Source organism: Pseudarthrobacter sulfonivorans (assembly GCF_024391045.1).
Taxonomy (GTDB): Bacteria; Actinomycetota; Actinomycetes; order Actinomycetales; family Micrococcaceae; genus Arthrobacter; species Arthrobacter sulfonivorans_B.
Genome location: NZ_JANFCZ010000012.1, coordinates 75,296 through 90,641, shown reverse-complemented (window position 1 = coordinate 90,641; position 15,346 = coordinate 75,296). Strand labels below are relative to the sequence as shown.

Genomic DNA, 15,346 nt, shown 5'->3' with positions numbered 1-15,346 from the left:
TAGCGTGGAAACCATGGAATTCAGATACCTCGGAAACAGCGGCTTCAAAGTCTCGGAGATCACGTTCGGCAACTGGCTGACCCACGGCTCCCAGGTGGAGAACGACGTCGCCACCCAGTGCGTCAGGGCAGCGCTCGACGCCGGCATCAGCACCTTTGACACGGCCGACGTCTACGCCAACACCGCCGCGGAAACCGTCCTCGGCGAGGCGCTGAAAGGCGAGCGCCGCGAATCCCTGGAGATTTTCACCAAGGTCTTCGGCCCCACCGGCCCCAAGGGAAAGAACGATCTGGGCCTGTCCCGCAAGCACATCATGGAGTCCATCAACGGCTCCCTCCGCCGGCTGCAGACAGACTACGTGGACCTCTACCAGGCCCACCGCTACGACTTTGAAACGCCGCTGGAAGAGACCATGCAGGCGTTCGCGGACATCGTCCGGCAGGGCAAGGCCCTCTACATCGGGGTGAGCGAATGGACGGCGGACCAGCTCCGCGCGGGCCACGCGCTGTCCAAGGAACTGGGCTTCCAGCTGATCTCCAACCAGCCGCAGTACAACATGCTGTGGCGGGTCATCGAGGCCGAGGTGGTGCCCGCGTCCGAAGAACTGGGCGTCTCGCAGATTGTCTGGTCCCCCATGGGCCAGGGCGTCCTGAGCGGCAAGTACCTGCCCGGCCAGCCCGCACCTGAAGGCAGCCGCGCCACGGATGACAAGGGCGGCGCAAAGATGATTCAGCGCTGGATGCGCGACGACGTCCTCGCGGGCGTCCAGGAACTGAAGCCGGTGGCCGCGGAGGCAGGGCTCACCATGCCGCAGCTCGCCGTGGCCTGGGCCCTGCAGAATCCCAACGTGGCCTCGGCCATTGTGGGCGCGTCCCGGCCCGAACAGATCGCGGACAGCGTGGCTGCTGCCGGCGTGAAGCTCGAATCCGAGGTCCTGAAGAGGATCGACGACGCCATCGGCGCGCTCGCGGAACGCGATCCGGCGAAGACCACCTCGCCCGCCACCCGCGAAGGCTAGGCCTCCGTGACTTCCCTGCCGCCGATGGCGGAACTTGCCGTCACGGGGTCCACCGGGGGCCTGGGCGGGATGGTGGCCCGGCAGCTCGCCGACGCCGGCTCCGCCCAGCGCCTGCTGGTGCGCGACGCCGGCCGCGCCCCGGACCTCGACGGCGCCGTTCCGCTGGTCTTCAGCTATGCGGACGCTGGTTCATCCAACAAGGCGCTGGAGGGGGTCAAGGTCCTGTTCATGGTGTCCGCGGCCGAGGCCGAGGACCGGTTGGAGCAGCACTACACCTTCGTCGATGCGGCCGCCGCGGCCGGGGTCCAACACGTGGTGTACACGTCGTTCTACGGCGCGGCCCCGGATTCGGTGTTCACATTGGGCCGCGACCACTACGCCACCGAGGAGCGGATCAAGGCCTCCGGCATGACGTACACCTTCCTGCGGGACAACTTCTACATGGACTTCCTGCCGCTCCTGGCAGGCGAAGACGGTGTGATCCGCGGGCCTGCGGGGAACGGGGTGGTCTCGGCGGTTTGCCGCGAAGACATTGCCCGGTGCGCGGTGGCGGTGCTGCAGGATCCCGCGCTCCATGCGGGAGCCACCTACAACCTCACCGGGCCGGACGAGCTGACCCTGGCAGCCGCCGCGGACATCCTGACGGCGAAAACCGCGCGCACCGTCACCTATCACCCGGAAACAGTGGACGAGGCCTACGCATCCCGGGCATCCTACGGCGCACCGCCGTGGCAGGTGGACGCCTGGGTCAGCACCTACACGGCGATCGCTGCGGGTGAACTGGCCGGAATCTCACCGGATGTCCACGGCCTCACCGGCCAGGACCCGTTGAGCCTGGCGGAGTTCCTGGACCGGCCCCAGCTGTAAGCCCGCGGGAGTCGTCCGGCGGCCCGCGGGCTGCTGACCGCGGGCTCCGTCCGGATGCGGCGGTCAGCAGCCTTCGAAGTCCGTGAGGACCTTGACCTTATCCGCCGAGGCAGACGCCGGATCGAAGGTGTAGCCGATCCACTCCTTGGCGAGCCTGCTGGCGAGCTCCACGCCGACTACCCGCTGGCCCATGGTGAGCACCTGGCAGTCGTTGGACAGGACCGAGCGCTCCACCGAGAACGAATCGTGGGCCGTGGTGGCCCGGATGCCGTCCACCTTGTTGGCGGCGATGGCCACCCCGATCCCCGTCCCGCAGAAGAGGATGGCCCGGTCGGCCTTGCCGTCGCGGATGAGTTCACCCGCGGCGATGCCAACCAACGGGTACGGCTTGGTGAAGTCCTCCGGGCTGTCGGTCCGGTTGACCCCGATGTCGATGATTTCGCTGATCCTGGGATCGGCCTGGAGGTCTGCCAGGATGCGGTTCTTGTAGTCGACGCCGGCTTCGTCGGCGCCCAGCACCAGGCGCAGCCCGGGCTTTTCCTGTGTGGCGGTCATGAGAGTGCTCCTTGCTGCTGGCTGACGGTGGCGGCGGCGGGTGCCGGCTGGTCCGGACCTGCCAGGTAGGGCCCCATTACGGTGAAGAGCATCGCCAGGGACGTGGCCCCGGGATCCGGGGTGCCCACGCTCTTCTCGGCAAGCGGCCGGGCCCGGCCCTTCAGGGGCCGCAGCGACGCCGTGGCTTCGGCCGCCGAGGTGGCTGCACCGGCAGCCGCGTCCCATGCCTGTCCCGGCTGGGTGCCGTCGGCCGCCAGCCGGGTGAAGGTCGCCGTGAAGGGCACCAGTGCATCCACCATGGTCTTGTCACCCGGCTCCGCCTTGCCCAGGCCGGTGATCCTGTCCGTGAACGCGCCCACCCCGGCCGCCAGCTGCGATGCGTCAGGGCTGCGCTGATCGCCCAGCGATTCCCCGAATGCCCGCAGGCCTGCGCCCCAGAGAACGCCTGAGGTGCCGCCGGCCTTGTCCGCCCAGGCATCACCGGCGGCGATGAGGACCGAGCCCGCCCCGGCGCCCTGCTCCGCCGCGGCCGCTGCTGCGGTGCTTGCGGCGTCGATGCCGCGGACCATGCCGCGTCCGTGGTCGCCGTCCCCCGCGATGGCGTCCATGTCCCCGAGCCGTGCTTCGGCTGCGTGCAGGCTGTCACGGGCGGCATTCAGCGCCGAAAGGCAACGGCCGGCGAACTCGCGGGAATCCTCGGTTGCTTCGAAAGCGGTAGGTGCGGCGGCGGCGTCGGACGTTTCCTCGCCGGAGGCATCCCCGGCCGCAACCGCGGCATTGCCCCGGCGGTACGCGGGCGTTTCGGCAGGGGCAGTCCAGAGCGGCTCCAGTTCCTCATCCAGCCAGGTGATGGTCAGGGACACCCCGGCCATGTCCAGGCTGGTGACCAGTTCGCCCACCTCGGGCATCACCAGGGTGTAGCCGGCGTCCCGGAGCAGCGGGGCCAAGGTCAGCCAGAGGACAAAGAGTTCCTCATGCTTGGTGGAGCCCAGGCCGTTGAGAATGACCGCGAGCCGATCGCCGGCGCCTTCGGGTGTTTCGGCCAGCAGCCGGGAGACGAACTCCTGGCCGAGTTCCTTGGCGGATGGTAGATCGGTGTCGAACAGGCCGGGTTCGCCGTGGATTCCCAGGCCGAGTCCCATCTGCTTGTCCTTGAGCGAGAACAACGGGGCGTCGGCGCCGGGGAAGGTGCAGCCGTGGAAGGCGCTGCCGATGGTGCGCGTGAGTCCGTTGGCCTTTCGGCCGAGCCGTGCCACCTCGGCCAGGTCCGCCCCCGCTTCGGCTGCGGCGCCCATGATCTTGAAGACCGTGAAGTCACCGGCGATGCCGCGGCGTTTCCCGGATTCCGACGGCGGTGCGCTGGCAATGTCGTCCGTCACCAGGACGTTCTCAACCAGGATGCCCTCGGCGGCCAGGCGTTCGCTGGCCATGCCGAAGTTCATCACGTCGCCGGCGTAGTTGCCATAGGCGAACACCACACCGGCGCCGGAGTCCGCGTTCTTGGCCACGGCGTAGGCCTGCTGCGCGGAGGGTGAGGTGAAGATGTTGCCCACCACGGCGCCGTCGGCCAGTCCGCTGCCGATCAGCCCGGCGAACGCCGGGTAGTGGCCGGACCCGCCGCCGGCGAGGACCGCAACCTTGGGCTTGGCGGGCCGGTGGCGCCGCACGGCGCCGCCGGGAACCTGGCGTACCAGGCCGGCGTGGACGTCGCAGAATCCGGCGAGCGCTTCTTCGGCGAATTCGGAAGGATCGTTGAAAATCTTGGTCATGGTGGGCTCTCTAACGTGCCTGGTTATGGGGTGGGGGCGCTGCTAGTGGATGTGGCTTCCGCCGTTGATGTCGATGGTGGTGCCGGTGAGGTAGGCCGATTCCTCGGAGGACAGGAAAGTGATGACGGCGGCAACTTCCTCGGTGGTGGCGTTGCGGCCCAGGGGAATGCCGGCGTTGATGGCGGCTTCCTGCTCCTCGGTGCTGCCTACGCGGATGTTGGTGTCCACAGCGCCGGGCGTGATGGCGTTGACGGTGACTCCTGCGGTGCCGAGTTCGCGGGCCAGCGCCTTGGTGAAGCCCAGGATGGCGGCCTTGGCGGCGGAGTAGGGAACCTTGCCGAACACGCCGCCGCCGCGCTGGGCGGAGACGGAGGACATGTTGACGATCCGGCCCCAGCCGTTCTCGATCATGTCCGGCAGGAACGCCTTGGTGACCAGGTAGGTGCCGGTGGCGTTGACGTCCATTACCTTGTGCCACAGCTCCAGGGTGGTCTCGAGGAAGGGGACCGGGGAGGTGATGCCGGCGATGTTGGCCAGGGCGCCCACCTGCGGCAGGATGCCGGCGTCGATTTCCTTCCTGACGGCGGCGTACGCGGCGTTGACGGAGCCTTCGTTGGCGACGTCGATTTCGTGGCCGAATGCCGGGACGTTGAATTCGTTGCCGATTTCCGCGGCGACCTTGGCGGACTTCTCGCCGTCGAGGTCCAGGATCACCACTGCCCAGCCCTGGCTGGCGTAGCGGCGGGCGGTGGTGATGCCGATGCCCCGCTCGGAGGTGGCTCCGGTGAGGACGGCGGTGCGCTGGATGGTGGTCATGATGCTCCTTGGATGTGCTTTGGCGTGTGGTGTTCGTCGTTGGGCAGGGGGTCAGATGAGGTCGGTGATGAAGCTGGCCGCTTTGGCTGCGGCGGCGGGGCGTTCGTCGTGCGTGACGTCCCGGGTTTCGAGTTCGAGCGAGAAGTGGCCGGTGTAGCCGCTCTCCGCGAGCGCACGGAGGCCTGCGGCGAAGTCGGCCTGGCCGTTGCCGATGCTGAGGTTGATGTTGCCCGGCACCGCATCCCGGAGGTGGACGTGGGAGATGCGGCCCGGGTGCCGTTCGAGGTACTCCAGCGGATCTTCGCCGGCGGCAACAATGTGGCTGAAGTCCATCACAATGCCGACGCCGGTCCCCGCCAGCCGCGTGGCCAGCAGTTCCGCGCGCTCGAGGTTCCAGCAGAACCGCAGGAAGTGCAGGGATTCGGTCCAGAGCTCGACGCCGAACTCCGCCGCGCGCCGGGCGGCGTGCGTGAGCTGGGCCGCGATTTCGTCCAGGTCCTCGTCGAGGCTCCGGACGGGGTGGTGGCTGAGTGCGCCGCATGGGAGGACCAGCGCCTTCGCGCCGGTGTTGGCCGTCAGGGTGAGCAGTGCTTCGAGGTGACGTTCGCGGGAGGCCCGGGCGTCGTCGTCGAGGACTGCGTTCAGGTCCCCGATATCCCCGTTGACTGAACGGACCTGCAGTCCGGAGGCCCCGACTTCCGCTGCCACGGTGGCGACGGCCGCGAGGTCCAGGTTGTAAGGGACGTGGTCGCACACTCCCGGCAGGGCGCCGAGATCGATTTCTTCAAAGCCGAGGCCGCTGATGGTCCGCAGGGCGGCTGGCAGGTCCTGGTGCCGGAAGCTGATGGACGAGCAGCCGAGTCTGGAGTTGAACATCGTCGTTGATCCTCTGGATAAGCGGGTGGTGACATGAATCACTGTAGGTGAATGCATTGTCAACAGTCAACCTCCAACATTGACTGTTGACAATGCTGCATGATGCAGCTCACACTGGGGGCATATCATTTGTTAACAGTCGACAGCGACGGTTCCGGCCGCTGTTCTTCGAAAGGGATTAACCATGAGCAAAGAAGCTCTCAGCATGCGGGGCCCGGTTCACGGCACCAAGGATGCGAGGCGGGTTGCCATCGGTTCCGGCGTCGGCGCCGTGATCGAAACCTACGACTTCATCGGCTTTGGCACCGCTGCCGCCCTGTACTTCGGGACGGCGTTCTTCCCCACCGGCGATCCGGTGACGGGCACGCTGGCAGCCTTCGCCACCCTCGGCGTCGGCTTTGCCGCCCGGCCCATCGGCGGCATCATCGGCGGCCACCTGGGGGACAAGCTGGGACGCAAGCCGGTCCTCGTGGCGTCCCTGATCCTCATGGGCGTGGCCACGTTCATGATCGGCCTGCTCCCCACCTACGGGCAGGTTGGCCTGCTGGCTCCCGCACTGCTGGTCTTCGTCCGGATCATCCAGGGCCTGGCCTTCGGTGCTGAATGGGGCGGCGCCATCCTGATGAGCTACGAGCACGCACCCTGGAAAAAGAAGGGCAAGTACACGGGCATCGTCCAGGCCGGCTTCCCGGTGGGCCTGCTGCTCGCCAACCTGGTCTTCCTGGGCAGCGTCCAGCTGGGCGGCGAACTCGCCTGGCGCATCCCCTTCCTTGCCAGCATTGTGCTGGTGGTGGTCGGCCTGATCATCCGCTCCAAGGTCCCCGAGTCCCCCGTTTTTGACGAGGTCAAGGAGAGCGGCTCGATCGTCAAGTCCCCCATCGTGGAGGTCCTCAAGACCGACTGGCGCAACATCATCAAGGGCATCGGCCTGCGCATCGCCGAAACCGCCGGCTACGCAGTCTCCGTCACCTACATGATTTCCTACCTGAACAGCCAGCACCTGGCGGACAAGACCCAGACGCTCGTTGCCCTGTGCATTGCCTCCGCGATCGGCATCTTTGCCACCCAGGCCTGGGCCCGCCTCACGGACCGGATCGGCCGCCGGCCGCTCTACATCTGGTCCTGCGCCTTCGCCGTGCTCTTCGCGGTCCCCATGTTCCTGCTGGTCAACACCGGGCTGTTCTTCTTCGTCATCGCCACCCTGGTCCTCTCCTACGCCGTCTGCCAGAACTCCCTCGCCGGCGCCCAGGGTGCCTGGTTCCCCGAGCTCTTCCAGGCGAAGACCCGCTCCTCCGGCGCGTCGCTGGCATACCAGATCTCCGCCATGGTTTCCGGCTTCACCCCCTTCATCACCACACTCCTGTTCGTCAGCTTCGGCTGGATGGGACCGGCTCTGCTGTTCGGCGCCTACGCCGCGATCGGCCTGTGGGCCGCCATTGCCACCCGCGAAACGTGGGGCAAGCGCGAACGCCAACTGGCCGATGAAGCCACCAAAAGCACACCCCAGTCGGTGAGCGCCTGATGACCGCTACCCAGGAACTGCACGCTGCCGGAACCCCGTCGAAGGAAAGAATGACCCAGGAAACCGCCACTGACCGCCTCCACCACGTCAGTGCCGCCGCGTACCGGATCCGGCACCACGCCCTGAACATGGGCGAGGTCCAGGGCCAGGGGTACGTGGGCCAGGCCCTCGGCGCAGCGGACATGCTCGCCACCGTCTACGGCGACCAGCTGAACTTCCGCGCCGAGGATCCCGAATGGGAGGGCCGGGACAGGTTCCTGCTCTCCACCGGCCACTACGCGATCGGCCACTACGCGGCCCTCGCCGAAGCCGGCATCGTCCCCGTCGCCGAACTGGAAACGTACGGCTCGGACGATTCCCGCCTCCCGATGTCCGGGATGTCCACCTACACCCCCGGCACGGAAATCTCCGGCGGTTCCCTCGGCCACGGCCTGACCATCGCCGTGGGCATGGCCCTGGGCCTGCGCTACCAGGGCTCCACAGCCCGGGTGTTCAACTTCCTCTCCGACGGCGAACTCGACGAAGGCTCCACCTGGGAAGCAGCGATGGGCGCCCACCACCACCAGCTCGGCAACCTCACCGCCATGGTGGACATCAATGCCCTCCAGGCCGACGGTAGAACGGACACCGTCCTGCGCACCGAACCCGTCACCGAAAAGTGGGAATCCTTCGGCTGGTACACCCAGCGCGTGGACGGGAACGACGTCGGTGCGCTGCTCGCAGCGTTCGACAACGCCGCAGACCAGGCCGCCGCCGTCGGCCGCCCTTCCGTGATCCTGTGCGACACGAAGGTGGGCCGCGGCGTCCCGCTGCTGGAGGACCGCGAAAAAGCGCACTTCATGCGCATCGAAGAACACGAATGGCAGACCTGCCGCGAACAGCTGACTGCGGGATTCGACGCCGCCGAAGGAGACACCAAGTGAGCACCGCCGCCGTTACCAAACCGAAGTTGAAAACCTCGGCGATGATCGCGTCCTTCGCCGAACCCGGCCAGAAGACCGCATCCGCACCGTTCGGCCACGCGCTGGTGAAGGCCGCGCAGGAAAACGACAAAATAGTCGGCCTCACCGCGGACCTGGGCAAGTACACGGACATGCACATCTTCGCGAAAGCTTTCCCGGAGCGGTTCTTCCAGATGGGCATGGCCGAACAGCTGCTCTTCGGCGCCGGGGCCGGCCTGGCCGAAACCGGACTCGTCCCGTTTGCGTCCACCTACTCCGTGTTCGCAGCCCGCCGCGCCTACGACTTCCTCTGCCTGGACGCGGCCGAACCGAACCTGAACGTGAACATCGTGGGCGGCCTGCCGGGCCTGACCACCGGCTACGGACCCAGCCACCAGGCCACCGAGGATATGGCGATCTTCCGCGGCATGCCCAACCTGACCATCGTGGATCCCTGCGACTCGATCGACATCGAACAGGCCGTCCCCCAGCTCGCCGCCTCCGAGGGCCCCACGTATCTGCGCCTGCTGCGCGGCAACGTGCCCACCGTCCTCGACGAGTACGACTACACGTTCGAGCTCGGCAAGGCCAAGGTCCTGCGCGGCGGCAACGACGTCGTGTTCATCTCCTCCGGGCTGATGACCATGCGCGCCCTCGACGCAGCCAAGGCCCTGGCGGCACACAACGTGGACGTCGCCGTCGTGCACACCCCCACGATCAAGCCGTTCGACGCCGAAACCGTCCTGGCCGAGATCAACACCGACCGCCTCGCAGTGACGCTGGAAAACCACAGCGTAATTGGCGGTCTCTTCGAAACCGTCGCGTCCGCCGTCGTCACCGCCGGCGTGGGCAAGCGCGTGGTGCCCATCGGGCTCCCGGACCAGTTCCTCGACGCCGGCGCCCTTCCCACACTCCACGACCGCTACGGACTCAGTATCCAAAAGATCGTGGCGAAGGTACTCGCCGAACTGACGTAAGGACGTTGCGCCGGAAGCGCGGCGCCGAAACCCACCCGGCTCCGCGCTTCTGCCGTAACATCTACGGTTAACACACCGACTGTAAACAGTCGACCACTGACATTGAGGATGAACACGATGGCCGTAGCTACAGCACCGCTGCTGGGACTGCAGAAGAGGAGCCTCCGCGAGCAGGCACTTGCGGCACTGCGCGCGGCCATCACCAGCGGTGAGCTGGAGCCCGGCCGGCACCTGGTGGAAACGGAATTGTCGGAGATGCTCCAGATCAGCCGCGGCACGCTCCGCGAAGCCCTGCGCCAGCTGGAACAGGAGGGCCTGCTCTCAGCGGGACCACGCGGAAGGCTCTCTGTGCGGCACCTGGATGCCAAGGAAATCCGGGACATCTACTCGGTCCGGGCCGCGCTGGAATCCCTGGCCGCCCGGACGCTGTGCGAACTTCCCGACCGCCAGCAGGCCATCGCCGCGCTGAAGTCAGCCATCGACGCCATGGCCGCTGCGGAAAAGGCCGGCATGCAGGAACGGGTTGAGTCCGACCTGGAATTCCATCGGACCCTGTGCCGGCTCACCGGCAACGAAACCCTGCTGCATTCGTGGGAGTCGCTGGAGGGCTCCATCCGGATGTCCATCATGTTCGCGGGCCAGGAAAAGGGCGTCCGGAACATGAGCACGGACCGGCATTACGACATCGTGGCAGCGATCGAGACCGGCGATGCGTCCCTGGCCCGGAAGACCATCCGGGAGCACATGGACAGCGCGGCAGAAACCTTGACCTCCTAGCGGCCGCGCCTGAGGTGCTCGGCGTTCAGGTCGTCGAGTTCCTGGTCCGTGAGGTCATCGAAGCTGCGGGCCTCGCGTTTGTCGCTCCGGGAGAAACGCATGAACATCAGGATGATCAGCGGCAGGTCCACGATCTCGCAGATGAACCAGAGGAGATCCCCGGCAAGGTGCTGGTCCCGGAGGGCGCCCGGGAACCAGGCGGGCGGGGAGCCCGCCACGGTGGTCACGTGGTCCAGGACCTGGCCGTTGAGGCGCAGCAGGATCCCGGGAACCGCGTCCACCAGCAGCTCGATGAAGACAAAAACGAATTCGAGCGTGATGAAGGCGCTGGAACGCTGGAAATCGGCCTCTTCAATGATCGGAAGCGCCATCAGCAGGCCCAGCAACGGAACGCCGACCGTCAGCAGCGCCTCCGCCACCGGGTCCGTTCTCAGGGTGTAAAAAAGCGGCGTGAGGAACGTCGCAAAGAGGGCCAGTCCCAGCAGCGGGGCAGCCAGGGAGTTGCTGAAAAAGCGCACCACCCGGTGGGACAGGATGGTGTTCAGTCGTGCGACGCCCCCGGCTGGAAGCGCTGCCCGGGCCAGGGAAATGGGCTTGCCCAGCCCTATCAGCAGCGGCACCACAAAGAGCAGCAGGGCGATCTTCAGCGTGAAGGCCCAGCGCAGTTCCGCGCTGTACACGCCGGGGAAGCCGCAGGTCAGGACCGTCAGTGCTCCCAGGCCCAGGAGGTAGAACGCAGCGGTCCGCCACCACGGCCAATGCCGGCCCTTGGCCGCCGCCGACCGAAGGCCGAGCCCATACAGCACGCCCGAGGCAACAATGAGGAGCAGGGCCGCCCAGTCGATTTGCCAGGCGCCTAAGACAACTTCGAAGGGAGGCACTGGCCAAGGGTAAGGGATGTTCCTTGGAAAACGCCGGGCGATCCCTGAGCGGCTTCATTCTTAAGGATTCCTTAAGGGCGCCGGGAAAGACTGGTTCCTTCGCGGCCGGCCGGCCGCAGAGAGCGAGCCGGAGTATTTGATGCCAGACACCGTCCACAGCAACAACCTGTCCACCGCCCGCGCAGACGCCCCCCAAAGCGGCGCACGGAACGGCGCACGCGGCGGCGCCGGAACGCGGCTGCTTGCACTGCCCCGGCCCCGGCTCTGGGTTCTGTGGGGGATCCTCCTGGCGGCCGCGGTCGTGGTTCTTGGCGTCACCGTTGCCGTCGTTCCGGGCATCAGCACTGACGAGCTTGCCGTGGACCAGAACCTCAGCCAGCATCACAGCGCCCCGCTGACCGGCGTGGCCATGGCCCTGAACCTGCTGTTTGGTCCGGTAGCCGGGGTTCTGCTGATCGCTGCCGTCGCATTGGTCCTGCTGTTGGTGCGCCGGGCTCCCGTCAATGCCGTGGCGTTTGGCTTGGTGGCCGTGTCCGGTTGGGTGGCGAGCGAATTCTTCAAGATCCTGGTGGCCAGGCAGCGCCCCGATTCCACGTTGCTGTTCGACCCGCTGGCACCGGAGAACGGTGCGGATAGTTTTCCGAGCGGTCACGTCACTTTCGCCGTGACGGTTGCCTTCGCCGTGTACTTCCTGGCGCGCGGGACGCGCGGGGCAAAGTTCGCTGCCATTGCGGGCGTGGTGGTGGTGGCCCTCGTGGCGTGGTCGCGGCTGTACATCGGCGTCCACTACCCGTCCGACGTCGTCGGGTCGCTTCTGGCGGGCACCGCGGCTGTGATCCTCGTGAGCGGGTGCTGGACCTGGCTCGCGCCGCGGTTGTGGCAGCGGGTACCGGTTAATGCGGTCACGCGCCCCTTCTTGCCCTAAGCCAAGAATCTCTGCCCCCAGAAAGGCATCATGCAGTCATTTCATGCTCTGACCACGGTGGCCGCCTCCGTGGCGGCTTCCTCGCCGCTGGACCCAGCGGGGCTCCTCGAAGGGTTCGGGCCGGGCGCGCTGGCGGTGATCGCCGGAATGGTGTTCATCGAATCCGGGGTCCTCTTCCCGTTCCTGCCCGGCGACTCGCTGCTGTTCACGGCCGGCCTGCTGCATCAGCAGCTGAACCTCACCCTCCCGGTCCTGATCGGCGTCGTGTCAGCGGCGGCGGTGGCCGGCGACCAGGTCGGTTTCCTCCTCGGCCGGACGTTCGGCAGGCGCTGGTTCAAGGACGATGCCCGGATCCTGAAAACATCGCACCTGACCCAGACTCAGGACTTCTTCCACCGGCATGGCGGTGGTGCGGTGGTGCTGGCCCGTTTTGTGCCGATCGTCCGCACCTACGCCCCGCTGGCAGCCGGGATTGCCCACTACACCTACCGGAAATTCATCCTCTGGAACATCGTGGGCGCTGTGGCCTGGTCCGCCTCCGTGATTTTGTTGGGCTCCTGGCTGGGGCACTTCGAGGTCATCGCGAACAACATCGACCTGATCGCCGTGGTCATGGTCCTGCTTTCAGTGATCCCGTGGGGCATTGAGTACCTCAAGCGCCGCAAGAACAAGGGCAACGTCGCGGAACCGGCCGAAGAATCCGAAAACCGGCGCGTGGAAGAGCTGGCCACGGAAGAATAGGCCCATGACAACAGATGCCCGGCCGTCCCTGCTGCTGGTCGAGGACGATCCGGTGCTGGGCCCGCTTATTGCCGAGCTGCTGGAAGGCGACTACCGGATCAGCCTGGTGGCGGACGGAAAACGTGGGCTGAGCGCTGCCCTCGGGGACCCCTGGGATGTCATGGTGATCGACCGCGGCCTGCCCGGGCTGGACGGGATTGCCCTCATCAACGCTCTCCGGGCGAAAGGGATTTCGACGCCGGTGCTGATCCTGACAGCCCTCGGCGCAACGGATGAGAAGGTCCGAGGCCTGGACGCCGGCGCCAACGACTACATGACCAAACCGTTCGACGCCGGTGAGCTGGCCGCGCGGCTGCGTGCTCTGACGCGCAGCTACGCCCAGCCCACGGTGAGTATCGGCGACTGGGAACTGAACGCAGTCGGCCGTTCCGTGCGGTCCGTTTACGGGCCCCAGGTGACGCTGACCGCGAAGGAGTGCGAGTTGCTGGCGGCCCTTGCCACCGAACCGGACCGCGTCTTCAGCCGCGACGAGCTCATCGGTTCCGTCTTCCCGTCCACCGACCAGCCAAGCGTCATTGACACCTATGTCCACCACCTGCGCCGCAAGATTTCCCGGAACGTGATCCGGACGGTCCACGGCGTCGGCTACCAGATCGGGGACGGCCATGAATGAGCGAACCCGGGCCGCGGACCCGGACCGGGCCACCCTCCGCAAAGCCGCACTCCGGATCGCTGTCCGCATCAGTGTGGCCTGCGCCGTGATGGTCCTCTGCCTCCTGGCCGGCGCCGCGATCTATCTGACCAACCAGCTGTCCCACCCCGAGCTGCCGGCAACGGCCAGGCCAGCGGCAGACTTTGCGTACCTTGACTACAAGGACCTGCTTAAAGCCCTAATCATCGCCGGGGCGGCCGGGATCGTCCTCGCCGGGGTGATCGGCTGGTTAAGTGCCCGCAGCGCCATCGAGCCCTTGGGTACGGCGATGGCACTGCAGCGCCGGTTCGTCCAGGACGCCAGCCACGAACTGCGCACGCCCCTGGCCATCCTGGACGCCCGGATCCAACTGGCCCAGCGCGACGCTCCCCCTGAGTCGAAGCCGGGACAGGCCCTGGCCAGGATCCGGCAGGAAACCTCCGCCCTGACGGCCATCGTCAACGAACTGCTCCTGGCCGCAACGGGAGGCGCCGCAGAATCCCCTGCCGAACCGGTTGATGTGGCCGGGGTGGTGGAGTCCGTTGCAGAGAGCGTCCGGACCATCGCCCACGGCCAGGATGTCACCGTCGACGTCACGCCGGGCTCACGTCCGCTGGCCCGGATCGACGAAAGCAGCCTGCGCCGCGCCATTTTGGCCCTGGCTGACAACGCCCTGGCGCACACTCCCGCCGGCGGGACCATTACGCTCGCCGCGGCAGCGAACCAACGCAGCGCCGTGATCACGGTGACGGACACGGGAAGCGGAATATCCGGCGTCGAACGTGACAGGATTTTCGAGCGCTTCGTCAGGACGCCGCGTCCGGACGGTACGCGGGCGCAACGCAGCTTCGGCATCGGATTGGCGCTGGTCCGCGATGTGGCCACCGCCGCCGGCGGGACGGTGGAGATCGCCGCCACGGGCCCGGACGGCACCACCATGCGGATCACGCTTCCGCTGGCCACCCCCTGACCTGCCGGTCCGGGCGTGCCACGCCGTATACTCGGTGCCAGCCATGACCAGCCTTCCTGCCTCCCCCGCCAGCGTCCGCCTCGATGCGTGGCTGTGGGCGATCCGCGCCTACAAGACCCGCTCCGCCGCCACTGCCGCGTGCCGGGCCGGACACGTGCGGCTCAACGGCAGCCCCGCGAAAGCGTCCGCCACGCTGGTCACGGGCGAGACCGTCACCATCCGGATGTCCGGCTTCGAACGCATTCTTGAAGTCCGCCGGCTGATTGCCAAACGGGTCGGGGCCGAGGCCGCTTCCCACTGCTTCACGGACCACACCCCGCCCCGGCCCGTCGCACCGGCGCTGGGACTGCCGCAGCGCGACCGTGGCGCCGGACGGCCCACCAAGAAGGACCGGCGCGAAATGGAACGACTCAAGGGCTCCTAAGTCAGCCCTTCGGCTTGGCCTGCACCAGATTCGCGAACGGCAGCTTTCCGTGGTCCGCCACGAAGGCAGCGTGGTAGGCGGCTTCAGCCTGGTTCACGTGATCGGCGGGCAACTCTTTCCACGCCATGATCAGTTCGTCCGTGTGGGTCAGCTGCCAGATCAGCCGGCCGTCCCAGTGACCCGGCGGCAAACCCCTCCCGAAGTCCAGGAACTCCTTGATCTGGCTCCGGAGGCCCCGGTTGCCTTTGCTCCCGAGGCCCGCCTTGCCGATGTAGAGGATGTCCGCGCCGTCCACCCACTCGCTGAACAGCGCTTCGGCTGGCACGGTGGGGACCTTCTTCTTGAAGACGCCCGCGGTGCTTCTCTTCAGGAAATGTGGCTCGTACTCGTTGGGCCGCAGGACGGCGAACACGCCGGTGCCCTGCGGAACCCGCATGATCTCGAGGCTGTCGAACGGCCTGAAGCCTGTGAAGCCGTCAGACTTGAGCGTTTTCCTGTTCATCCTGTTGAGGTTACCCGCGGCGGCACCGTTTGCGGGGCTGCTCTCCGCAGGCGGTTTATCCACATACGTCTTATCTGCAGCCGGTTCATCCACA

17 protein-coding genes are annotated in these 15,346 nt (G+C 67.0%); 11 read left to right on the top strand and 6 right to left on the bottom strand.

The annotated features are described in order from the left end of the window. The first annotated feature begins 13 nt into the window (after positions 1–13). Together NQJ30_RS10125 and NQJ30_RS10120 are read left to right on the top strand one after the other, a co-directional pair. Positions 14–1,018 (top strand): aldo/keto reductase family protein, encoded by a 1,005-nt coding sequence (locus NQJ30_RS10125; RefSeq protein WP_255769790.1) that lies wholly within the window; start codon positions 14–16, stop codon positions 1,016–1,018. 24 nt (positions 1,019–1,042) lie between these two features. Further along, positions 1,043–1,885 (top strand): SDR family oxidoreductase, encoded by an 843-nt coding sequence (locus tag NQJ30_RS10120; RefSeq protein WP_255769817.1) that lies wholly within the window; start codon positions 1,043–1,045, stop codon positions 1,883–1,885. A gap of 63 nt (positions 1,886–1,948) precedes the next feature. Here NQJ30_RS10120 and NQJ30_RS10115 read toward each other — a convergent pair whose 3' ends face one another. Genes NQJ30_RS10115 through NQJ30_RS10100 form a run of 4 tightly spaced genes read right to left on the bottom strand, consistent with a single transcriptional unit; the run spans position 1,949 to position 5,901 of the window. After that, positions 1,949–2,440, bottom strand: a complete 492-nt coding sequence (locus tag NQJ30_RS10115; protein WP_255769789.1) for an RpiB/LacA/LacB family sugar-phosphate isomerase — start codon at positions 2,438–2,440, stop codon at positions 1,949–1,951. Next, on the bottom strand, positions 2,437–4,209 hold the full coding sequence (locus NQJ30_RS10110; RefSeq protein ID WP_255769788.1) for a dihydroxyacetone kinase family protein: 1,773 nt from the start codon (positions 4,207–4,209) through the stop codon (positions 2,437–2,439). The genes NQJ30_RS10115 and NQJ30_RS10110 overlap by 4 nt, the downstream gene beginning before the upstream one ends. Positions 4,210–4,251: 42 nt before the next feature. Continuing rightward, entirely contained in the window at positions 4,252–5,025 is a 774-nt protein-coding gene (locus NQJ30_RS10105; RefSeq protein WP_255769787.1) for an SDR family NAD(P)-dependent oxidoreductase, read from the bottom strand. Positions 5,026–5,076: 51 nt separating this feature from the next. Then, on the bottom strand, positions 5,077–5,901 hold the full coding sequence (locus NQJ30_RS10100) for a sugar phosphate isomerase/epimerase family protein (RefSeq protein WP_255769786.1): 825 nt from the start codon (positions 5,899–5,901) through the stop codon (positions 5,077–5,079). Between the two features lie 184 nt (positions 5,902–6,085). Here NQJ30_RS10100 and NQJ30_RS10095 point away from each other — a divergent pair, with 184 nt between their 5' ends. From NQJ30_RS10095 to NQJ30_RS10080, 4 genes are all read left to right on the top strand, one after another. After that, a complete protein-coding gene (locus NQJ30_RS10095) occupies positions 6,086–7,423 on the top strand; it encodes an MFS transporter (RefSeq protein WP_255769785.1) in 1,338 nt (445 codons plus the stop codon). Between the two features lie 50 nt (positions 7,424–7,473). Next, positions 7,474–8,346, top strand: coding sequence for a transketolase (locus NQJ30_RS10090; RefSeq protein WP_255769784.1), 873 nt, complete (start codon positions 7,474–7,476; stop codon positions 8,344–8,346). Positions 8,347–8,387: 41 nt separating this feature from the next. Then, positions 8,388–9,341: a transketolase family protein gene (locus NQJ30_RS10085; RefSeq protein ID WP_255769816.1), complete on the top strand. Its 954-nt coding sequence runs from the start codon at positions 8,388–8,390 to the stop codon at positions 9,339–9,341. A gap of 117 nt (positions 9,342–9,458) precedes the next feature. Then, positions 9,459–10,118 carry a GntR family transcriptional regulator gene (locus NQJ30_RS10080; RefSeq protein WP_255769783.1) on the top strand — a complete coding sequence of 220 codons (660 nt, stop codon included), beginning with the start codon at positions 9,459–9,461 and terminating at the stop codon, positions 10,116–10,118. Here NQJ30_RS10080 and NQJ30_RS10075 read toward each other — a convergent pair. Beyond that, positions 10,115–10,999, bottom strand: coding sequence for a cytochrome c oxidase assembly protein (locus tag NQJ30_RS10075; protein ID WP_255769782.1), 885 nt, complete (start codon positions 10,997–10,999; stop codon positions 10,115–10,117). The genes NQJ30_RS10080 and NQJ30_RS10075 overlap by 4 nt on opposite strands. Positions 11,000–11,138: 139 nt before the next feature. On the opposite strand from NQJ30_RS10075, the gene NQJ30_RS10070 reads away from it, so the two are divergent. The 5 genes from NQJ30_RS10070 to NQJ30_RS10050 are packed head-to-tail and all read left to right on the top strand — an operon-like array spanning position 11,139 to position 14,750. Continuing rightward, positions 11,139–11,924 (top strand): phosphatase PAP2 family protein, encoded by a 786-nt coding sequence (locus NQJ30_RS10070; protein WP_255769781.1) that lies wholly within the window; start codon positions 11,139–11,141, stop codon positions 11,922–11,924. 30 nt (positions 11,925–11,954) lie between these two features. Further along, on the top strand, positions 11,955–12,665 hold the full coding sequence (locus NQJ30_RS10065) for a DedA family protein (RefSeq protein WP_255769780.1): 711 nt from the start codon (positions 11,955–11,957) through the stop codon (positions 12,663–12,665). Positions 12,666–12,669: 4 nt separating this feature from the next. Continuing rightward, on the top strand, positions 12,670–13,338 hold the full coding sequence (locus NQJ30_RS10060) for a response regulator transcription factor (RefSeq protein WP_255769779.1): 669 nt from the start codon (positions 12,670–12,672) through the stop codon (positions 13,336–13,338). Next, on the top strand, positions 13,331–14,326 hold the full coding sequence (locus NQJ30_RS10055; protein ID WP_255769778.1) for a sensor histidine kinase: 996 nt from the start codon (positions 13,331–13,333) through the stop codon (positions 14,324–14,326). The genes NQJ30_RS10060 and NQJ30_RS10055 overlap by 8 nt, the downstream gene beginning before the upstream one ends. A 43-nt stretch (positions 14,327–14,369) precedes the next feature. Continuing rightward, positions 14,370–14,750, top strand: coding sequence for an RNA-binding S4 domain-containing protein (locus tag NQJ30_RS10050; RefSeq protein WP_164204101.1), 381 nt, complete (start codon positions 14,370–14,372; stop codon positions 14,748–14,750). A 1-nt stretch (position 14,751) separates the two neighbouring features. Here the strand turns inward: NQJ30_RS10050 and NQJ30_RS10045 are convergent, their stop codons facing one another. Beyond that, complete coding sequence (locus tag NQJ30_RS10045; protein ID WP_255769815.1) at positions 14,752–15,252, bottom strand: hypothetical protein; 501 nt, start codon at positions 15,250–15,252, stop codon at positions 14,752–14,754. Positions 15,253–15,346 lie beyond the last annotated feature (94 nt).